The sequence below is a fragment of the Oceanobacillus halophilus genome (assembly GCF_003628505.1).
In the GTDB taxonomy this organism is placed as follows: Bacteria; Bacillota; Bacilli; order Bacillales; family Amphibacillaceae; genus Oceanobacillus; species Oceanobacillus halophilus.
Window position 1 is genome coordinate 638,310 of record NZ_RBZP01000001.1, and the last position, 16,033, is coordinate 654,342.

General features: G+C 34.6%; 14 protein-coding genes. 2 read left to right on the forward strand and 12 right to left on the reverse strand.

Annotated elements, in window-relative coordinates; all coding sequences use genetic code 11:
- Window positions 1-181 precede the first annotated feature (181 nt).
- The 8 genes from dnaK to gpr form a co-directional block, all read right to left on the reverse strand.
- Window positions 182-2,014 (reverse strand): molecular chaperone DnaK, encoded by a 1,833-nt coding sequence (dnaK, locus tag D8M06_RS03285; protein WP_121202907.1) that lies wholly within the window; start codon window positions 2,012-2,014, stop codon window positions 182-184.
- 33 nt (window positions 2,015-2,047) lie between these two features.
- Entirely contained in the window at window positions 2,048-2,638 is a 591-nt protein-coding gene (gene grpE / locus D8M06_RS03290) for a nucleotide exchange factor GrpE (protein ID WP_241558816.1), read from the reverse strand.
- Between the two features lie 165 nt (window positions 2,639-2,803).
- Window positions 2,804-3,835 carry a heat-inducible transcriptional repressor HrcA gene (gene hrcA / locus D8M06_RS03295; RefSeq protein ID WP_121202909.1) on the reverse strand — a complete coding sequence of 344 codons (1,032 nt, stop codon included), beginning with the start codon at window positions 3,833-3,835 and terminating at the stop codon, window positions 2,804-2,806.
- An 85-nt stretch (window positions 3,836-3,920) separates the two neighbouring features.
- Window positions 3,921-5,084 (reverse strand): radical SAM family heme chaperone HemW, encoded by a 1,164-nt coding sequence (hemW, locus tag D8M06_RS03300; RefSeq protein ID WP_121202910.1) that lies wholly within the window; start codon window positions 5,082-5,084, stop codon window positions 3,921-3,923.
- 99 nt (window positions 5,085-5,183) lie between these two features.
- Complete coding sequence (lepA, locus tag D8M06_RS03305; protein WP_121202911.1) at window positions 5,184-6,992, reverse strand: translation elongation factor 4; 1,809 nt, start codon at window positions 6,990-6,992, stop codon at window positions 5,184-5,186.
- Between the two features lie 154 nt (window positions 6,993-7,146).
- Window positions 7,147-7,461 (reverse strand): hypothetical protein, encoded by a 315-nt coding sequence (locus tag D8M06_RS03310; protein WP_121202912.1) that lies wholly within the window; start codon window positions 7,459-7,461, stop codon window positions 7,147-7,149.
- Window positions 7,462-7,463: 2 nt separating this feature from the next.
- Window positions 7,464-8,633: a stage II sporulation protein P gene (gene spoIIP, locus D8M06_RS03315; protein WP_121202913.1), complete on the reverse strand. Its 1,170-nt coding sequence runs from the start codon at window positions 8,631-8,633 to the stop codon at window positions 7,464-7,466.
- 110 nt (window positions 8,634-8,743) lie between these two features.
- Window positions 8,744-9,862: a GPR endopeptidase gene (gpr, locus tag D8M06_RS03320; protein ID WP_121202914.1), complete on the reverse strand. Its 1,119-nt coding sequence runs from the start codon at window positions 9,860-9,862 to the stop codon at window positions 8,744-8,746.
- 256 nt (window positions 9,863-10,118) lie between these two features.
- Here gpr and rpsT point away from each other — a divergent pair, with 256 nt between their 5' ends.
- Window positions 10,119-10,385, forward strand: a complete 267-nt coding sequence (gene rpsT, locus D8M06_RS03325) for a 30S ribosomal protein S20 (protein WP_121202915.1) — start codon at window positions 10,119-10,121, stop codon at window positions 10,383-10,385.
- 110 nt (window positions 10,386-10,495) lie between these two features.
- On the opposite strand, the gene holA is transcribed toward rpsT, so the two are convergent.
- A complete protein-coding gene (gene holA / locus D8M06_RS03330; RefSeq protein WP_121202916.1) occupies window positions 10,496-11,515 on the reverse strand; it encodes a DNA polymerase III subunit delta in 1,020 nt (339 codons plus the stop codon).
- 363 nt (window positions 11,516-11,878) lie between these two features.
- Here holA and D8M06_RS03335 point away from each other — a divergent pair, with 363 nt between their 5' ends.
- Window positions 11,879-12,016: a YqzM family protein gene (locus D8M06_RS03335; RefSeq protein ID WP_121202917.1), complete on the forward strand. Its 138-nt coding sequence runs from the start codon at window positions 11,879-11,881 to the stop codon at window positions 12,014-12,016.
- 136 nt (window positions 12,017-12,152) lie between these two features.
- Here the strand turns inward: D8M06_RS03335 and D8M06_RS03340 are convergent, their stop codons facing one another.
- The 3 genes from D8M06_RS03340 to D8M06_RS03350 form a co-directional block, all read right to left on the reverse strand.
- Window positions 12,153-14,432, reverse strand: coding sequence for a DNA internalization-related competence protein ComEC/Rec2 (locus D8M06_RS03340; RefSeq protein WP_121202918.1), 2,280 nt, complete (start codon window positions 14,430-14,432; stop codon window positions 12,153-12,155).
- Window positions 14,433-14,450: 18 nt separating this feature from the next.
- Window positions 14,451-15,020: a ComE operon protein 2 gene (locus D8M06_RS03345; RefSeq protein ID WP_121202919.1), complete on the reverse strand. Its 570-nt coding sequence runs from the start codon at window positions 15,018-15,020 to the stop codon at window positions 14,451-14,453.
- 337 nt (window positions 15,021-15,357) lie between these two features.
- On the reverse strand, window positions 15,358-15,957 hold the full coding sequence (locus tag D8M06_RS03350; protein ID WP_121202920.1) for a helix-hairpin-helix domain-containing protein: 600 nt from the start codon (window positions 15,955-15,957) through the stop codon (window positions 15,358-15,360).
- Window positions 15,958-16,033 lie beyond the last annotated feature (76 nt).

Consider the following 16,033-nt stretch of genomic DNA (forward strand, 5'->3'; position numbering starts at 1 on the left):
GACACACTTTTGCATAACTTTTATATTATCATCTATCAACTTACAATAGCAACTATTCACGTATTATACTGGAAAGAACTTTCTTTTTAATCCTTTTGAGTAAAAAAGTCAAAGTCAAGATAGTCCTGACTTTGACTTTTTGGTTAGGATTTTAGGTTATATCCATTTTAGAGATAATGAATTATTTATTATCTTTGTCATCATCTACTTCTTGATAATCAGCATCTACAACATCGTCGTCAGCATTAGCTCCTTGTTCACCTTGTGCTGCTTGTGCTTGTTGCTGTGCTTGCTCATAGAGTTTTACAGAAAGCTGTTGTACTTGTTCTTGAAGCGCATCTTTTTTCGTTCTAATTTCCTCTATGTCATTTCCTTCTAATGCTTTCTTCAATTCCTCTTTAGCAGATTCAGCTTTTTGTTTTTCATCATCTGAAACTTGGTCCCCTAAATCTTTTAGAGTTTTATCAGTTGTAAATACTAATTGGTCTGCTTCATTGCGAAGATCAATTTCTTCACGACGTTTTTTATCTTCCTCGGCATTTTCTTCTGCTTCTTTCACCATACGATCTACTTCTTCATCAGATAGACCGGAAGAAGATTTAATGGTAATAGACTGTTCTTTATTTGTACCTAAATCTTTTGCACGCACATTAACGATACCATTAGCATCAATATCAAATGATACTTCGATTTGTGGTACTCCTCGTGGTGCTGGTGGAATATCGGTTAATTGGAAACGCCCAAGGGTCTTATTATCTGCTGCCATTTCACGTTCACCTTGTAAAACATGGATATCTACAGCTGTTTGGTTATCAGCAGCAGTAGAGAATACTTGTGAATGGCTTGTCGGAATGGTTGTGTTACGTTCAATTAATTTGGTAGAAACGCCACCCATTGTTTCAATACCTAGTGAAAGTGGAGTTACGTCTAATAATAGAACATCTTTCACATCACCTTGAAGTACCCCACCTTGAATTGCAGCACCTAATGCTACAACCTCATCAGGATTAACGCCTTTGGAAGGTTCTTTTCCAATTTCTTTTTTTATTGCTTCTTGTACTGCTGGAATACGCGTAGATCCACCAACAAGAATTACTTTGTCAATTTCATTATTAGAAAATCCTGCATCTGACATTGCCTTACGAGTTGGAACCATTGTACGTTCTACTAAATCAGAAGATAATTCTTCAAATTTTGCACGTGTTAGATTCATTTCCAAGTGTAATGGTCCTGCTTCACCCGCAGTAATAAATGGTAGAGAAATTTGAGTTTGAGTTACTCCTGAAAGATCTTTTTTCGCCTTTTCAGCAGCATCTTTCAAACGTTGCATAGCCATTTTATCTTTAGATAAATCTATACCATTCTCTTTCTTAAATTCAGCAACTAGGTGATCAATAACTACTTGGTCAAAGTCGTCTCCACCTAATCGGTTATCTCCAGCTGTTGCGACTACTTCGAAAGTACCATCACCAATATCTAAAATAGATACATCAAATGTACCACCACCAAGGTCAAACACTAGAATAGTTTGATCTTGATCTTCTTTATCAATACCATATGCTAGTGCAGCTGCAGTAGGCTCGTTAATAATACGCTCTACTTCTAAACCAGCAATTCTTCCAGCATCTTTTGTTGCTTGACGTTCTGAATCATTAAAGTAAGCCGGTACAGTAATAACAGCTTTATCAACAGATTCTCCAATATAGTCTTCTGCATAAGATTTAATATGCTGTAGAATAATTGCAGATACCTCTTGTGGAGTATACTCTTTATCCTCAATTTTCACTTTATAGTCTGTACCCATATGTCGTTTAATAGATTGTATTGTATTTGGGTTAGTAATTGCTTGACGCTTTGCTACTTCCCCAACTTGTCTTTCTCCATTTTTAAAAGCTACAACAGATGGAGTTGTTCGATTCCCTTCTGGGTTAGGAATTACTACCGCTTCTCCACCTTCCATTACTGAAACACATGAATTAGTTGTTCCTAAGTCAATACCAATAATTTTACCCATAATCTTTTTTCCTCCTTGAGAACTTGAGTCTGTCTATTTATTTACTTTTACCATTGAAGGGCGAATAACACGATCTTTCAGCATGTACCCTTTTTGTAGTTCTTCTACTACTGTGTTTGAATCAATAGATTCGTCTTCTACTTGCATTACTGCATGATGGATATTTGGATCAAATTCTTTTCCTTCTGACTCAATAATCTCTACACCTTGTGATTGCAGAGCATCTAACAATTGTCTATAGACCATTGTAATTCCATCAAACAAGTTTTTGGTTTCATCTGTTACTTCTACCTGTAATGCACGTTCAAAATTATCGATTGCTGGCAATAATTCATTTACTAAATCCTGTGACTTATATTTTCTGTCAGCTTCCCTTTCTTTGAGTGTGCGTTTTTTATAATTATCAAATTCTGCTTGTAGTCTTACCAAACGCTGATACGTTTCATCTTTTTCTTTCTGCAATGATTGAATCTTTTCTTCAGATTCTTTCAAAGCGTCAGCATCAGCATCCGTAGAATCTACATTTTCTTCATTTATTGCTTCGTTTTTATCAACAACTTCTTGTTCGTTTTCCTTATCTTCAAGGACTTCTTCATTTACTGTTTCGTTGTTATTTTCCAATATTGCCACCTCCATTTACAAAATCCGCTTTACAATATGTAAAACTTTAACAGTTTCTCATATCTACCTAAAATGCACCTCAAAATGTGGCAGGTAATACCCTACCACATTTTTAACAGGTAAGAAAGTATAAAAACTTGAGTGGAATAAATCTGCTTCCAACTATCCTTAATCAGATGACTTATACCATTTATATAAAGCCTCCGACATTTCATTAGATAGGCTGGATAACAGGGAAATCACTTTTCTATACTCCATTCTAGTAGGTCCCAGTAATGCGATAGTTCCCATTTGGCCTTCGCCAATTTGATAGGATGCTGTTATTAAACTTAAATCTTTTATGGCATCTACTTCATTTTCATTACCAATAGATACACCAATACCATGTTTGGAATTTTTCAACAGATTGGCAATTTCATCTTCATTTTCCATCATGGTATAAAAAGATCTAATTTTATCTACATCATTAAATTCTGGCTGCATTAAAATATTTGATTTACCACCTATATATAGCTTCACAGGATGTTCTTGTGAAAATATAGCTTGCAAATAATCATACGGCTTATCAAAATCTCGAATGTACTTCCTCATTAATCCGGCAATCTCTCTGTGAAAAACTTCTTGTAATTGAATAATGGGGACTCCTTGCAATTTCTCATTTAGTATATTTACCATTTTCTCTAAATCCGATGAATGGATCTCTTCTGGAATAGTAAACGTCCGATGTTCCACATGCCCAGTATCTGTAACTAAAATAGCTACAGCTGTATGTGGTGACAATGGGAGAATTTGTATTTGCTTAAGCCTCGTTTCACTTAATTCCGGACCTAATATAATTGACGTATAATTAGTTAGTTCGGAAAGCACTTCAGCTGACATTTGAACAATTTGCTCAAATTCATAAAAGCCATCTTCAATAATGTTCCTTATTAATTTGATACTGTGCTGATTTGATAACGGAGCAATTAGATGATCAACATAATAACGATACCCCTTCTCAGAAGGCGTACGTCCCGAAGAGGAATGAGTCTTTTCTAAAAATCCCATTTCTTCAAGGTCTGCCATTTCATTCCTTATTGTAGCAGCGCTATATGGAATGCTCTCTTTTTTAGAAAGGGCTCGTGAGCCAACCGGATGTGCGGTCTCGATGAAATCATCAATAATCATTTGTAAAACCAATAATTGCCTTTCTGTTAGCATGATTTTCACCCCTGTTAGCACTCATTACTTCTGAGTGCTAATTCTAATAATAAGTTACCAAATCCTCTTTTTTTTGTCAATAAAGTTAACTTATTGAAACTAAATCCGAATCATCAAGCATAAATTTTTCAAATACTTTGTTTGCTAATAACAAACCATTGTCTGTCAAACGTATCGAGCCTTTCTTTTCATACAATAATTGCTGTTCCTCTAGCTCTTCTAATTCATTTTTATACAGTGTTTCCATAGAAAATCCAAATTTATCTTTAAAAGACTGCTTATTAATTCCCTGTATTCTCCGTAAGCCCAGAAATAACTCTTCTTCGATATTTTCTCTAAGTGAAATTTCTTCCGTCTGCAATATTGGCTGTCCATCACCCATCGCTTTTTTTACATATGCTGGAAGTGGCCTTAAATTAGTTATCCTCCTACCTGGAAGGTAACCATGAGCTCCTGCACCAAAACCATAATAAAATTGATTGCTCCAATAGGTCAGATTATGCTTACTCTCGAAGCCAGGTTTTGCAAAATTACTAATTTCATATTGTTTAACTCCGTTTTTGCTCATCTGTTCTCTTAATAGTTCATACATCTGTATTTCGTCATTTTCTGTTGGACGTGGTAATAGCCCTTTCTTGTGTCGTAAATAGAATACTGTTTTAGGCTCAATCTGCAAGCCGTACGTAGCATAATGTGGCAGATTGAATTCTAATGCTTTTTCCAAAGATTCTTGAAATTGCTCAACCGTTTGATTTGGCAGTGCGTACATTAAGTCTAAACTAATATTAGTAAAGTGATATTGATTCAAAAGATCAACTGTCTTATATACATCTTTCACTCGATGGACCCTTCCAATTTCTTCTAATAATTTATCATCCATCGCTTGAACTCCAAACGAAATTCTTGATATACCACTATCTTTCAGTAATAAAGCTTTTTCTCTATCAATATCACCAGGATTTACCTCGATAGTAAATTCTTCACAATTTTGAACATCGAATTTTTCATTTAAAAACTCCAATAAAAACCTTAATTGTTCGTAATTAAGCGCTGTGGGTGTACCACCACCAATGTAGATAGTTCTTACTTTATGTTGCTTTCCTGTAATAGTAGTATTTATTTCATTTACCAATGCATGCAAATATTCTGTTGCCAATTTTTCATTGTAAAAAAACTTAACGAAATCACAATAATGACAAATCTGCGTACAAAATGGAATGTGAATATATACGGACTGTACTCGATTCATATCTTTCGCCCCTTCTAACGTAAAAAGGAAAAACCTAGAAGATAAATACAACTAAGTTTTTCCCTTATTAATACTTCCTTCTATTGGCAAATAAACGGGTTAATCTTCGTCCATTTCCAGCACAGCCATAAATGCTTCCTGCGGTACTTCAACAGACCCTACCATCTTCATACGTTTTTTACCTTCTTTTTGTTTTTCTAATAACTTCCGCTTACGTGAAATATCCCCGCCGTACAATTTTGCAGTAACGTCTTTTCTTACAGCTTTAATTGTGGATCTAGCAACAATTTTATTGCCAATGGCTGCTTGAACCGGTACTTCAAACTGCTGTCTTGGAATTAATTTCTTTAATTTTTCTACTATTTGTTTTCCACGTGCATAGGCAAAGTCACGATGGACGATAAATGATAACGCATCAATTGTATCGCCATTCAATAAGATATCCATTTTCACTAATTTCGATGGTTGATACCCTATAAGTTCATAATCAAATGATGCATAACCTTTTGTTTGTGATTTAAGCTGATCAAAAAAGTCATAAACGATTTCAGATAATGGAATATGATAGATAACATTCACTCGGATATCATCAACATATTGCATATCCATAAAATTCCCTCGTTTTTTTTGAGCAATTTCCATGACTGCCCCAACATAATCATTTGGGACCATGATTGTCGCTTTTACAAATGGTTCTCGTATTTCTTGAATTTGTTGTGGATCAGGCATACTTGACGGGTTATCAACATTAAGTGTTTCACCATCGGTTTTTTCGACTTCAAAAATAACACTTGGAGCAGTAGTAATTAGGCTAATATTAAATTCTCTTTCAATTCGCTCTTGAACGATTTCCATATGCAAAAGCCCCAGGAACCCACAGCGAAAGCCAAATCCTAAAGCCTGAGAGGTCTCAGGTTCATACTGTAAGGCAGAGTCATTTAGTTCCAGACGTTCTAGCGCTTCTCTTAAATCATTGTAATCATTCGAATCAATTGGATAAAGCCCACAATAAACCATTGGATTTAAGCGTCTGTATCCTGGAAGAGCTTCTTGTGCTGGCCTTTTTGCATTGGTTATCGTGTCACCCACTCGAGTATCACCCACATCCTTGATAGATGCAGTAATAAACCCAACATCGCCAACTGTCAATTCTTTCCTGGAAACCGCTTTTGGTGTAAATACCCCTACTTCATTTACTTCAAATTCTTTCCCTGTCGCCATCATTTGAATTCTGTCACCAACTTTTACAGAACCTTCTTTGATACAAACGTATGTGATAACGCCTCGATAAGAATCATATATTGAATCAAAAACAAGTGCTTTTAACGGTTCCTCTGGATCTCCAGCTGGTTCAGGAACGACCTCCACTATTCTTTCCAGAATATCCTCTATCCCAATATTTGACTTTGCTGATGCTAAAATAGCATCATCCCCATCAATTCCAAGGACATCTTCCAATTCCTGTTTCACCCGTTCTGGATCTGCACTAGGTAAATCAATTTTATTAATAACAGGGATAATCTCTAACTCATTTTCCATCGCTAAATACACATTCGCCAATGTTTGAGCTTCAATCCCCTGTGCTGCGTCGACAACAAGAATTGCTCCCTCACATGCAGCAAGACTTCTAGATACTTCATATGTAAAATCGACATGACCTGGTGTATCTATTAAATGGAATATATATTCCTCGCCATTTTTACTATTATACTTTAATTGAACGGCATTTAATTTAATTGTTATACCTCGTTCACGTTCCAAATCCATACCGTCTAATAACTGTTGTTTCATTTCACGTTTTGATACGGTTTCTGTGTTCTCTAAGATTCGATCAGCCAAGGTAGATTTACCATGATCAATATGTGCTATAATCGAAAAATTACGTACCTTTCTTTGTTTGTTCCCCATTAGTTGCTCACTCCTACATTCTTTTATCCTCAAAGTTTCGATAAAAGATTCAAAAATTTCAAGGGTATTCAATAAGATAGATTATAGCAATTGAAAGTGGGATATTCAATCAAGACGTATAATAATCCAAAATACTTAATAAAAATATTACCATTTAAAAGAAAATCTCAGCAATTTGATAAAGAACGCCAACTACAATCTCGAAAAATCCTTGTACACTTGTTTCCAGAAAAGAAGCAGCATTATTAGTAAGATGTATATTTTCTTCCATATTCATTACATCGTCTGTAGCCGTTTGTGAAATGATAACTTCTGAATCTTCTGGAACGCTACTTTCGTCTACATTTACTACTTTATTTTCTTTTGCGAAGTCGATTTCCTCAACTTCACTGCTTTGATTCATTCCATAAAGGGTTCCTGATAGAAAAAAGACCGCCAATAACAAAAGTATAATAAAAGTACGTCCCATTTTTATTCCTCCTCCGTGTATGCCTCGACGGATTCTGCATCCCAGTAATATTCACTAAACACTTCTGCAACTATGTCTGCTGTGCGATACAATTCATCAAGATTATTTCCAACTCCACCAAATTCTATTAATAATCCATTTTCTGATAAATCTTGGTTATAAACCCCATTGTATCCAGCCCCACCTTGAGGAAGGACGCCCCGACTTAAGCCAGGATATTTTTCATCAAATAAATATTGTAATTCCGTTGCTAGTTTTAAATTTTTCTCATAGTTTGGATTATCTTCTCCAACAACAAACATAATTTTGGCGAAGGAGGTTCCATCTATTTCTTTTGTCGTATGTTCTCTTGGAATAGCATCACGATGGATATCGAACGCAAACTGAATATCCAGGTTCGAAGAGAATGCTTCCTTTACAACTTCTCTTGCAGCATCATAAGATTGATGGTATTCCCATCCCTTTTCCTTTAAGAGATTTCCGATGTCTGTATCTTCGACCTGTGTTCCGATTCCTTTAGCCTCAAGTGATTTTTCTAAACGTTTACTCACCTTTGTAATATTCACTTCATCATGATGAGCTAAATCCGGATTGGTTACATCAGGTAAATGAGGTAAAAATGATTCACGATTGTGAGAATTATATATATAAACTACATCCCTTTCACCAGTGGTAGGCATATTTTCATCTTTCTCCACCTCTTCATCCTCTTCCGTTTCTACAACAGCTTCCCTATCCCTTAGTACTTCTTCTAAAGGTGGGGAGGATTCAATAGGTAAATTTGTATAGTCTGTCCCTTCTCCTGCTATTAATACTTGATTATCATATATGGTAAATCCAGGAATTTCATTACCTAATAAACTTCTTGGATCATTGGGCTTAATGGACGTAGCTACCTGAAGAAAGGTCGATGATACACTCGGCAGTTGATTTTCTTCAGGTAAGCCCTGAGTAACTGCTCTGTTCTCCATTCCAATTAAATGGAGAAAAACAGAACCATCTATATCACTCGTCCATTTTGTAATGGTTTCAGAAGAGATTCTGTATGCTGGTTGAATGGTAGTTAGAGCACCAATTAATAGAAATAAACCTACAATACTTACTAAGTAAACTCCACTTCTTTTATAAAAAGTATAAGAGCTTCTTTTTATGTGTCTGTATTTATGAGACATTATTCCACCTCTTTCTGATGTCACTCATACTAAACTCTATGAGTGACTATCAGAAAGTAGAACTTTAAATCTTATACTTTCTACCAATTATAATAGAGAATTAAGAGAACCTAACGAGAATAGGATGCAAAGTTGTCCACATTAATATTTTCATGTAAAGCAGCATTTACACCTTCTGCGATTAAATTGGCCATATCAACCATAAAACCGTCTACTTCTTTTGGAGTAACCATTAGATTATGGCCAATTGGAGTTAATACTTCTTGAATGAGTTTTCTCTTTTCCTCCTCAGAAAGGGTTCCGACCATTCCCATAAATGTTTGTCTTTTCTGCTCATCTGGAAGATCTTCCTCTGTATATTTTTTTCCGCCAAAAGACATACCAGCAGGTGACAGGGCCTTAGATGGACGATCTTTTTCAGTCCATTCTCGACCAAAATGTTTTAGTATGAAGTCAATCGTATCACTAGTTATGGTAACTGCATCTACTACTGTTGGAACGCCTATAGCTATGACAGGAACTCCTAATGTATCCTTACTGATTTCTTTTCTTTTATTACCAACACCGGACCCTGGATGTATTCCAGAATCAGAAAGCTGTATGGTTTCATTCACTCTTTCGATGGATCTAGATGCCAATGCATCGATAGCGATTACAAAATCAGGTTTTAATTTCTCAACAATACCAAATATAATATCACTCGTTTCAATTCCTGTAACACCCATTACACCTGGAGTTACAGCAGCTACTGGACGATACCCTTCCGATACAGATTCGAATTGTAATTTAAATAAATGACTGGTAACCAACGTTTTTTCTACTGTCATTGGTCCAAGTGCATCTGGTGTAACATTCCAATTACCAAGCCCAACAATTAGACCGGTTCCATCAGTAGGTATGTTATTTTTCTCTACTAGTTGTTCTAATTCTTTTGCTAGTATTTTTGCAGCTGCTTCCTGTCGTTTGGTATCTTGTCTTTTTACCCCGTCAGCATATATCGTGACATAGGATCCAGGTTTTTTTCCAATTTGTTTTGCGCCCTCTTCGTCGATATCCACGTAGGAAATTTTTATGTCATCTTGGTGCTTCTCTTTAAACGTGACCCCCTTAATCTCTTGCTCTTTATCTTTTTGTTGCTTAGACTTCTCTTCAGATTTTACATACATATCTCTTGCTTCAACTGCTAAGTCAGTTCTCACCTGATACTTCTCTATTTTATTATCATCCATAATTGCGACATCCTTTCACATTAACTTAGTAATAGAATGGACAACTTAGCTAAAAAAATACAAAACGCAATGAATCATACGTTAGGATTAACTAGAAATATTTTCATGTCTGCAAATAAAGATATTGAAAAGACAGAGTTCCTTTGGTAAAATATCATTTGTTAACTTAAAAAGTTATTAATGGAAGACTATGTTATGATATTTGACTGTTAGTTCAAATGAAGTCTGACCTGATCCTATTTAGGAGGTGAAATACATGGCAAATATTAAATCTGCAATCAAACGTGTTGATGTTAACAATAAAAAACGTGCTGCTAATCAATCACAAAAATCTGAAATGCGTTCTGCAATTAAAAACGTAGAAAGATTAGTTGAAGCTAATGATGTAGAATCAGCAAAAACTGCTCTTAAAGATACAGTTAAGCAAATTGACAAAGCTGTTCAAAAAGGTATCATCCATAAAAATAATGGAGACCGCCAAAAATCTCGTCTAGCTAAAAAAGTAAATAACATTGGGGCATAATGCTCCTATATATTTACCCAAAAAAACGATCCAAGATTGGATCGTTTTTTCTTTGAACCCTTTTATACGTTTGGTTGCTTGATATCGTACGATGCAAGAAAAACCTAAATTTAAGAAACTCTAATTAGTTCATATAATAATAACTCAAACGCAAGTTGCTTTTCCATTTTTCCTTGTTTCATGATTGCATCTGTTTCCGTTAACTTATCCATAATACTTTGTAGCTTTTCAACAGTGAATTTTCGTTCCCTGCTCATAGCTATTTTTACCACATAAGGATGAACACCTAACTGTTTCTGCATTTGAAACTGACTATAGCCTTTCTGTCTTAAAAGTTTCACTCGTAATATAGTTCTAAACTGGAAAGCAAGTAACCCAATTAAAGCTATTGGTTCTTCATTCATTTTTTCCAAGTCTTTGTAAATGGAAAGTGCTCTATGTAAATCTCTTGCTATAACTGCATCAACTAAACGTAATGAGGAACTATTAGATGTATGAGAAATTAAACTTTCAACGATGTCTTTAGTGACATGGCCGTTCTCTCCAACAAACAAAGCAAACTTTGTTAATTCCTGTTCCAATAATTGAAGGTTTGTAGATAATTCATTTTCGATGACTTCATAAGCTTCACTATCAATAGTTATATTCCATTGATTGATCAATGACTCTATCCATGAGGCTATATCCTTTTCTTTTATCGGTTCACAATTTGCAACAGTAGCATGTTTTTTTAGTAATTTACTGACCTTTTTCCTCTCATCTAATTTTTCATATGGAGCAATGATTACTAAAACAGAATAATCAACTGGATTCTCTACATACCGTCCAACTGATTCCAAATCATGATCAAATGGTAGTTTATCTGGTTTTGATTTTAAAAAGACCGGATTAGTTGCAATAACTAATTTTTTTTCACCAAAAAATGGATAGGTTTCCACATCACTAATTACTTCCTGAATAGGAATTTCTTCTAGGTCATATACGGAAAGATTTTCTTTATCCTGACCCAACACACTTCCGATTATTTCCTTTTTAATATTCTCAATAAAATAATTTTCGGATCCATAGAGAAAATAAACAGGAGCAATCTTATTTTTCTTTATATTTTTCAATACTTCTATGTAGGACATTCTATTCACTCCACTCCAATTACCTAACAAACAAATCAAACTAATTCAGAACCTTATTAGTTCATTTTATACATACATATATGGTAAATTGTAGATAGAAGAATAGCAAGAAGTAAATGGAGGGAAATTTTAACCAACTATACCCTTCAATTTCCCTCCAGGATCTATATAAACGTTTGGCATATAGCTCTAGAAACTATATGTCAAACGATATTTGTTAATAGGATATGTCTTCTTAACAAAAGTATAGATGTTAAGTCTTTCTAATTATGGATAGGAAAAGATATTTATGACAATTTTCATTCATAAGTAGATTTTTTGAATAATTTCCTTTATACTATTGATGAAACAGGAGGGGTCAAAGTGAACGAATTTGAAAATAATCCGCAATCAAAACACAGTAATGATGTTGTGGATTCAATTAAGGGGTTTGTTGGATCATTTCTTTTCTTTGTATTAATATTCGCAATTGGCGTTGTAATTAGTGTAGTTGGTGGGTAAAAAAGTACTTAACGATTTTCAAAAACACATAATTTCGGTGTAAAAGAGACTGAAGGAATAATTACAGTCTCTTTTTTCGTCTGTAGAAACTCATTGTTAATGGGAGAAGTAAATTAATTGTATTTCCGTGATTATACTATGGGAAATAGGTAAAAAATGTTCCTGAATTTTTATCAAACCGAAATTGAACGGCACCATGAATATCGGTACGCAGTATCATACTTTTTTGTTCATTTAATCGGCTAATAACTTCCTCGGCGGGGTGACCATATCTATTGTTCTGTCCAACGGAAATGAGTGCGAATTGTGGTTTTACTTTTTGTAGGAAGACTTTTTCAGAAGACGTGTTACTTCCATGGTGTGCCACTTTTAAAACATCAATATCCAAATTTGGATATGTTTTTATTAATTCTTTTTCAATGTCTTTTCCTATATCCCCTGTAAATAACCATTTTAAACTTCCAATTTCTGTCAGCAATACAAGTGAATTTTCATTGGTGTCATTTGCATCTTTTATTGGTCCCATCACAAAGAATGAATAATCATTTACATGTATAGTTTGTTTCGCAGCTACTTTATTAACATTTACATTTTTCCTATTCCACAATTGCGCTTCCTCTTCAGTAATAGTATAAAAAGCGGGTAGGAAAATCTCCTTTACTTCCATATCCTCTACGATGAAAGGAGCACTTCCTACATGATCACTATCCTCATGTGTCAAAAATAACGCATCTATTCGATGTATTCCCCTTGAATATAAATATGGCTTTATTATCTGTTGATACACATTTTCATTTGCTTGTCCATCTTCAAAGGATACCCTCGCACCAGCATCAATCATAAATACTCCTTTTCTATAAGGTAATTCAATAACATAAGCATCCCCTTGCCCTATATCCAACATAGTTACGGTTCCTACGGGAGATACATACGGTCTTACTGCAATTAAAACTAGAAAAACGCAAATAGAGACACCATATAAAAAAGCATGTTTAAGTTTATTTTGTTGTGCTTCTACCATTAAGAGAAACAATAAAACATAATAAAAAATAGCCATTTCTAATGTAAAAGTTCCAAAAATCCATGGATAATTTACTGTATTATCGAGCCACCTTACTAAAGTTAAAACGAGTTCATTTAAATTAATAAACAAACGATCAAATACGGAAAGCATGGGAATCGAGAGTAACGTTAATGGGAGCATTACATACATAAACGGAATAACTAGGAGTGAAAAATAAGGAATGATTAAAACATTCAATAAGATGGATAAAGGCTGCATCATTGAAAAGTAGGTGAACTGGAATGGAAGAATAATCATTTGAGCAATAAAACTTATCTGTAAAGATTGAAAAAGAACATGACGTGTTGAAGCTATCCAAGTCTTGGATAGAAAAATACCAAACGTTACAAGAAATGAAAATTGAAAACCTACATGGTAAATCAAGTATGGATTTAAATAAATGAATAAGATAAAAACAATGGATAAAACATCGGTGATACTAAAACGAAATTTACCTTTAGAAAGAAAAATAATAATCATAACCATTATACTTGCTCTCCAGACAGACGGCTCCCCTCCTGCCAGCACGGCATAAATGGGTAATATCAAAATCACTAGCCATTGAGCTTTTTCTCTTGTTAGTATGGAGAGTTTTATAAGTATAAAATACAGAAACGCTAGTAAAAGTGCTATGTGTGTACCAGAAATGGCAATTATATGCGTTAATCCCCACCTTCGAAAAAGCTGTACAGTTTCTTCAGACAACCCGCTATCATCACCAAGAACAAGAGAAGTAAGCCAAGATGCTGTGTAAGTACTAATATTATTTTCCACTTCTGATATAAGATTAGAACGAACAGCAAAAAAATTATTAAAAACCGAGGAACCTTTGCAAGATATATTATCTAGGGAATCTATTACCACTTGACTACTAATTCCTTTTTTCAGAAGGTAGGATTGATAATCAAACTGTCCAGGATTTCTACTTCTTTCTGGGATTTCTTTCTTCCCTTCAATCATACATGTTGCTCCATATTTAATATCTTTTGTATCTTCATTTGCTATCTGAGGGAAATATACGATTAGTATTTTTGTATTCGAAGATTTTTCTTGAAGCGTGAATTCTAGTTTTTTGTTTGAGGAGGATATTGCACTAGTAATGGTACCATATATATATTCTGTTTCTGCTGATTGGAGTTTTTCAAGAGAAAGATCCCCTATCTTAGGGATATGGAACAGAAAAATAAGGAGAAAGATTAAGGAAACTACTATCGGCAGTTTCCTTAATCGCATGGTGTAGTACAAATAAAACAACCAAAGAAAATAAATGATAGCAATAATATAAGTATTGAATTGAATAGTTATTACCACACAAATAACGGATAATGCAACAATATGCCAATGTCCCTTCACACTTTATTCACCTAAATTCTATTTACTAGAAGTAAATAACTTCTCCGCTTCATTTTTTAATTTTTCTACTGTGTGGTAATCATTACTCGTATGTTCTAACTCATCAATCAATGTTTTTACAAATTTATTCTTTTCTTGGTATTTCGTATCTACGGCTAAATAGTCTAATTCAACTTTTTTAGTTGTTACTCCAGCTTCATTAAATAATTGAATGGCGTATTCATGATTCCGATAATCTTCAGCATAGTAAACGGTTTTTATCCCGCTTTGAATAATTTGCTTGCAACATTGTAAGCACGGATAATGTGTCACATAAATATCAGCGTTATCCGTAGGAACTCCGAACTTTGCACACTGCAATAAAGCGTTAGCTTCTGCGTGTACCGTTCGTACACAATGGCCATCAATAACATAACACCCGTCATCAATACAATGAACACTGCCTGATACACTGCCATTATATCCACCAGCAATAATTCTTTTATCACGAACAATGGTTGCACCAACCATCAGCCTTGTACAAGTGCTACGTAAAGCCAACAGATGACTTTGAGCCATAAAGTATTGATCCCATGAGATTCTTTCCATATTTGAGTCCCCTTCATCTACTTTGTCTTAATTCTTAGTTTACATGGCACAACAAAACATGACAAGTTCTTTCATTCTCATAGGCCATTCCTTAACAGATTCTTGCTTTTTAATACTTTACATTTTGTAAGACTGCTAATTTCTTTAATTAAGAATAAATATCTAATTTAGTGCTTTGTTGATTTCCGCTCCGGGCAGTCGCTTTCCGTAGCGGGGTTAACGAATCGCTCCATTAGTTATTTATTCTGAATTAAATATATCAGGAGTTTCTATCAACTTGTAAAAGTGCAAAATGCCACAAATATAAGAAAAGAGCCTTTTCACAAAAAGTGATTGACTAAGGGACTTGTATATCATCTTTGAAATTATTCAATGTCTTTTCTCCAATCCCTGGAATCTCAAGCAAGTCTTCAACGGATTGAAAATACCCATTTTCCTCTCTAAATTGAATAATAGCTTGCGCCTTAGATGGGCCTATCCCATTTAGTGATTCAATATCGTCTTGGGATGCATAATTAATTCTAATTTTACTAGTTGAGCTTGACACGTTTGCATTTACATCCATAGAACTATTTTTGTCTGGTATCATGATAATCATTTCATCATGCACTTTCTGGGCTAGATTAACTTGACTCTGATCAGCATCACTGGTAAATCCACCCGCTTCTTTTATAACATCGATAACTCGTGTACCATTTTTCATTTCATATACACCAGGTTCTTCTACAGATCCTTTTACATCCACAACTACCAGTTGTTCTTCCTCTTCCGCATTATCATGCGCATCATTTCCACCAGAAAAACTATCAGGTGTGCTGACTGACATAAACTCTGAATCAGATTCATCAACTTTGTCATCCCTGGAAAAAATAAAAAACAGAAGAACAAATAACCCAAGTACAATAAAAAAAGAGGCTTTTTTCAGTAGATCTAGCAAGAGGAATCACATCCTATCGTTTTGTTAGAGGTTTTGAGAGGAAAATGGGGCCACTTATTTATAATCATTCGACACA

What these genes read in the sequence shown, in the direction of transcription:
- lepA (WP_121202911.1), bottom strand. Translation starts at nt 6,992, where the DNA reads ATGGGGAACAAACAAAGAAAGGTACGTAATTTTTCGATTATAGCACAT.
- holA (WP_121202916.1), bottom strand. Translation starts at nt 11,515, where the DNA reads ATGTCCTACATAGAAGTATTGAAAAATATAAAGAAAAATAAGATTGCT.
- D8M06_RS03345 (WP_121202919.1), bottom strand. Translation starts at nt 15,020, where the DNA reads ATGGAAAGAATCTCATGGGATCAATACTTTATGGCTCAAAGTCATCTG.
- D8M06_RS03310 (WP_121202912.1), bottom strand. Translation starts at nt 7,461, where the DNA reads ATGGGACGTACTTTTATTATACTTTTGTTATTGGCGGTCTTTTTTCTA.
- dnaK (WP_121202907.1), bottom strand. Translation starts at nt 2,014, where the DNA reads ATGGGTAAAATTATTGGTATTGACTTAGGAACAACTAATTCATGTGTT.
- spoIIP (WP_121202913.1), bottom strand. Translation starts at nt 8,633, where the DNA reads ATGTCTCATAAATACAGACACATAAAAAGAAGCTCTTATACTTTTTAT.
- hrcA (WP_121202909.1), bottom strand. Translation starts at nt 3,835, where the DNA reads ATGCTAACAGAAAGGCAATTATTGGTTTTACAAATGATTATTGATGAT.
- rpsT (WP_121202915.1), top strand. Translation starts at nt 10,119, where the DNA reads ATGGCAAATATTAAATCTGCAATCAAACGTGTTGATGTTAACAATAAA.
- gpr (WP_121202914.1), bottom strand. Translation starts at nt 9,862, where the DNA reads ATGGATGATAATAAAATAGAGAAGTATCAGGTGAGAACTGACTTAGCA.
- hemW (WP_121202910.1), bottom strand. Translation starts at nt 5,084, where the DNA reads ATGAATCGAGTACAGTCCGTATATATTCACATTCCATTTTGTACGCAG.